This is a genomic window from Bartonella sp. CL436QHHD, assembly GCF_042195105.1.
Taxonomy (GTDB): Bacteria; Pseudomonadota; Alphaproteobacteria; order Rhizobiales; family Rhizobiaceae; genus Bartonella.
The window spans coordinates 1-4,467 of sequence record NZ_JBHINR010000026.1 but is presented as its reverse complement, the minus strand read 5'-3'; the positions used below and the strand labels follow the sequence as shown (position 1 = coordinate 4,467).

The following is a 4,467-nucleotide window of genomic DNA, read 5'->3' as shown; positions in this document are numbered from 1 at the left end:
TCAAAGACAGAGCCTCTGTTATTCTTTGTTGCTATATTATCACACAATACATAATTTATTGTGGATGTGAAAAGATATTATTCAGATTTTCTTAAAAAAATTCATAGACAACAAACAAGAATTACATTTAAAAATCAATAATATATATATATATATATCTTTAGGTTTCTCGTACAAAATCAAGTTATGAAGCAATTTTGTCTGGGATGTGCCCTCCATTTTCTGTGACTGTATCATTTTTACTACAGCTTTTCTTTCTGTAATCTTGTAGCACTGTGCTCATAAATAAATTAGGAGCAAAGTTTATGAATATAAAATCTTTAGTAACAACTTCTGTTATCGCTATAGCGGCAGCTTCTGCAGCACAAGCTGCTGATGTTGTCATCCCTCATGAAACAGCCCCAGCAGTCATCGCAGCAGCCCCTTCATTTTCTTGGACAGGCTTTTATATCGGTGGTCAAGTTGGTAACTTTTCAGGTAAAGTTGATGAATATGATTCAGAAACAAAAAAGAAAATTACAGATAAAGACTGGACACCTAAGCCTTCCGGTTTCATGGGGGGTATTTATGTAGGTTCTAACGTGGATCTTGGAAATGGCCTCATTCTAGGTGTTGAAACTGATGCCGTCTGGGCTGACCGCGAAGATTCAAAAGCGCATTCAGCAGTCATTGGAGCAATTGGCCTTGATGCTTTCAAAGATGAGCTTATAGCAGCGAAAGCTACACCTGCTACAGGAAAAAATATTGCTGGTATCGTGGCGACTGACAAACGTGTAGATAGCACCTCTATAAAAGAAAAATGGTCTGGTGCTACACGCGTTCGTGTTGGTTTTGCAGCCGTTGATCGCATTATGCCTTATGTTGCTGGTGGTATTGCTTATACGCAGCTCCAGATAGTCGATTCTCTTAAGGCGGAAGGAGCTGATGGTGCCGAAATCGCTTCTGCTAAAGTGTTTGATGAAACGAAAACGATGGTTGGTTTCACTGTAGGTGGTGGTATTGACTTTGCAATGACAGACAATGTTCTGTTGCGTGCAGAATACCGTTACTCAGACTTTGGTAAAAAAGCATTTGTAAAGGACGGGGATAAAATAGCTTACAAAACCAATGATTTCCGTGTAGGTGTTGCATACAAATTCTAATTTCGTCAACAACGAAATGATGAAGATAAAATAAATTGTCATGAGGCTCTGTTAAAGACGGAGCCTCTGTTATTTTTCTATTGTTATATTATTACACACTCCATATTTATTGGCGGTGTAAAAGATATTATTCAGATTTCCTTAAAAAGATTTTTATAAACGACAGGCAATAATTACGCGGTAAAATCAATGAATTATACGTATTCATAACTTACAATTTCTTGTGAAACGTGAAGTTATGAAATGACTTTATCTTGCGTCAGCTTTCGTTTCCTATGATTGTATCATTTTACTACAGTGTTTTTTTGTAGTCGTATAATACTGTGCTCGTAAATAAATGAGGAGCAAAGTTTACGAATATAAAATCTTCAGTAACAACTTTTGTTATCGCTATGACTACAGCTTCTGCGGCACAAGCTGCTGATATTGTCATTCCTCGTAAAAAAGCTCCAACAGTTATCATAGCTCTTTCGTTTTCTTAGACAGGTTTTTATCTTGGTGGTCAAGTTGGCAACTTTTCAAGTCAAAGTTTATGTATTTGATTTAGAGACAAAAGAAAAAAACTTCAGATAAAGATGCACTACCTAAGCCTTCAGGTTTCATAGGTGGTATTTATTTTAGGTTCCAACGTAGATCTTAGAAATGTCCTAAATGTTGAAACCGATGCAGTCTGGGCAGACTGAGGAGAGACGAAGACGGTCTCAGGGATTCTTGCGATTGATGAATTTGATGATTTTAATGATGAATTTAAAGATGCTGGTGTCACATTGGATGAAAATGAAAAGTTTCAAAAGGGTGACACAGCAGTGTATTGCATTGGTTTCAAAGAAAATGGTCTGGTGCAACACGGGTTCGTGTTGGTTTTTCCGTCGCTGACAGTATTATGCCTTATGTGGCTGTTGGTAAAGTTTCAGGAACAAACAAAATTGGCAAATGGGTAAGCCAAGTAAAGAAGTTTCTGCTACAGTATTTGATAAAATAAAAACGATGGAGGGTTTCACCCTTGGTGGTGGTATAGATTTCGCGATGACAGATCATGTTCTGCTTCGTGCGGAGTACCGTTACTCAGACTTTGGTAAGAAGGAATATAAAAAGTATTACCTTAAACTAGGCTACACAACCAATGACTTTCACGTAGGTATCGCTTACAAGTTCTAATTTCATCAAAAGTGCAATTATGAATAAAAAGTATTAATAAAAAATTAAATTTCCAAAAGATATTGACTTTTACAAAAGCGCTGTTTTCTGGGCTTTTATTTGTACGACTGTGACATTTTTACTACAGCTTTTCTATCTATAATCTTGTAAGGTCATTTTATAGTTAATTTAGGAGCAAAATTATGAATACAAAATCTTTAATAGCAACTTCTATTGCCGCTTTAATTTCAGCTTCTGCAGCACAAGCTGCTGACGTGGTGATCCCTCGTGAAACAGCCCCAGCAGTTATCGCAGCAGCCCCTTCGTTTTCTTGGACAGGCTTTTATCTTGGTGGTCAAGTTGGTAACTTTTCGAGTAAAACTAAAGTAACTATTCCAGGAGAAGATAAAGAACTTGTCAAAAAAGATAACACACCTAGTCCTTCTGGTTTCATGGGTGGGATTTATGCCGGATCTAACGTAGACCTTGGAAATGGTCTCATTCTCGGTGTTGAAACCGATGCAGTTTGGGCAGACCGTGAAGAATCAAAAACAGCCCGTGAATTGACTCTTACTAAAGAAGATGTGGCATTTTTTAATAATGCCCTTGAAAAAGCTAAGGTTGAATTAAAAGATCAGCAACGGTTTGAAATAGGTGACAAGGTAACGGAAAAGCACAGTTACAAAGAAAAATGGTCTGGTGCTACACGCGTTCGTATCGGTTTTGCTGCTGTTGACCGTATTATGCCTTATGTTGCTGGTGGTATTGCCTATGCGCAGGTACAGGGTATTCAATCAGTTACAGGAAAAGGAGAGAGAGTTAAAGTTGAACAGAAAGCTGATGTGGTTGAAAACCCATCAATTAAGAAAAATGTAGATTTGACTGGTGGTACTTGGGCTGATGACACGAAGACAATGGTTGGTTTCACTATTGGCGGCGGTGTTGACTTTGCAATGACCGACAACGTTCTTTTACGTGCAGAATACCGTTACTCCGATTTTGGTAAAAAGAAATTCGCCAACGATACACGTGAATTCAACTACAAAACCAATGACTTCCGTGTAGGTGTCGCTTACAAATTCTAATTTCGTAAAAATGAAATTATTAGCACAAAAAATACTAAGGCCTCGTTTAACGGGGCCTTTATTTTATTAGCTCTCTATTTTATTTCTCTTAATCTCTTTTATTTTTTATTGGTATCATTTTGTATTATAAGGCTTAAAAAAGTTTTATATTATAAAAGGCGAATTAGTATTATGCAGCGATTTTATAACTACTTATTACATAAAATCTTATATTACGGCTATCATTTTACACTTAAGTGAAAAGTATTTAATTAATCTCAGAAATAGGACAATATCATAACCAGTGGCGAACTTTAGTCTACTTTTATATGCTAGATTAGAGCGAGCATACTACATATATCTGTTAGAGTAAGTTCTGAAACGGGAATACAGCCTCATTGGGGAAGAATATAAAGTTACAAAGAGAAAAACTAGTTTCCAACTTTATCATCTTCTTTTAATTTAGCTTTACGTTTTTGTTTATTGCATTTCTTAATGGGATCATACTCCTCATGCAAAACAGAACGCCCTAAACGGAATACACTTGTTGTTGTGTATTCACACATTTGTTTTAAATAAATATTTTTCAAAGTACATCAAGCCCACTTCTCTCTGGACAAGATTTGAATATTTTAGGCTCTGATGTTCAAGCAACGGATAAACTTTCCTTACAAGCTGAGAGGAATGTTTCGATTGATGCCACACGCAACAGTATGGACAATCAGAGTGGGAGTGAAACATCTCATGTTGCTTTACACAATGGCTCTCATTTAAGTTCTGGAAAAGAGACCACTGTTCTATCGGGTGGCGATATCCATATTGCTGCTTCCGATATAGATGCCAAGGGCAATGTTGGACTTGGCGCCCAAGGGGAGGTAACAATAGGGGTAAGAAACGATGAGATGGAGTATCATCTTCGCACCAAAAACACGAAAGTGGACATGCAAGCCTCTCATGCCGTTGGATCTTCGATAAAATCGGGAGGTGATACCACTGTCATTGCAGGGCAGGATGGCAAACCGCATGATCTTAGCATCACAGGCAGTTCCATTGCGGCTGATGGCAAGGTGGGGCTGAAAGCCAGCAACGATATTCTCATCAATAATGCAGAGGATAGCTTACAT

The 4,467-nt window shown here is 37.6% G+C and carries 3 protein-coding genes and 2 pseudogenes; 4 read left to right on the top strand and 1 reads right to left on the bottom strand.

Features of this window, described 5'->3' with window-relative positions; translation table 11 throughout:
* The first annotated feature begins 305 nt into the window (after positions 1 to 305).
* On the top strand, positions 306 to 1,142 hold the full coding sequence (locus tag ACFIKN_RS03230) for a porin (protein ID WP_375657906.1): 837 nt from the start codon (positions 306 to 308) through the stop codon (positions 1,140 to 1,142).
* A 292-nt stretch (positions 1,143 to 1,434) separates the two neighbouring features.
* Here ACFIKN_RS03230 and ACFIKN_RS03225 read toward each other — a convergent pair whose 3' ends face one another.
* Positions 1,435 to 1,605 (bottom strand): hypothetical protein, encoded by a 171-nt coding sequence (locus ACFIKN_RS03225; protein ID WP_273790651.1) that lies wholly within the window; start codon positions 1,603 to 1,605, stop codon positions 1,435 to 1,437.
* On the opposite strand from ACFIKN_RS03225, the pseudogene ACFIKN_RS03220 reads away from it, so the two are divergent.
* From ACFIKN_RS03220 to ACFIKN_RS03210, 3 genes and pseudogenes are all read left to right on the top strand, one after another.
* Positions 1,535 to 2,300: pseudogene (locus tag ACFIKN_RS03220) on the top strand (outer membrane protein). The gene ACFIKN_RS03225 and the pseudogene ACFIKN_RS03220 sit on opposite strands and share 71 nt — an antisense overlap.
* A gap of 182 nt (positions 2,301 to 2,482) precedes the next feature.
* On the top strand, positions 2,483 to 3,364 hold the full coding sequence (locus tag ACFIKN_RS03215; protein WP_375657905.1) for an outer membrane protein: 882 nt from the start codon (positions 2,483 to 2,485) through the stop codon (positions 3,362 to 3,364).
* 575 nt (positions 3,365 to 3,939) lie between these two features.
* Positions 3,940 to 4,467: pseudogene (locus ACFIKN_RS03210) on the top strand (hemagglutinin repeat-containing protein); the annotation flags it as partial.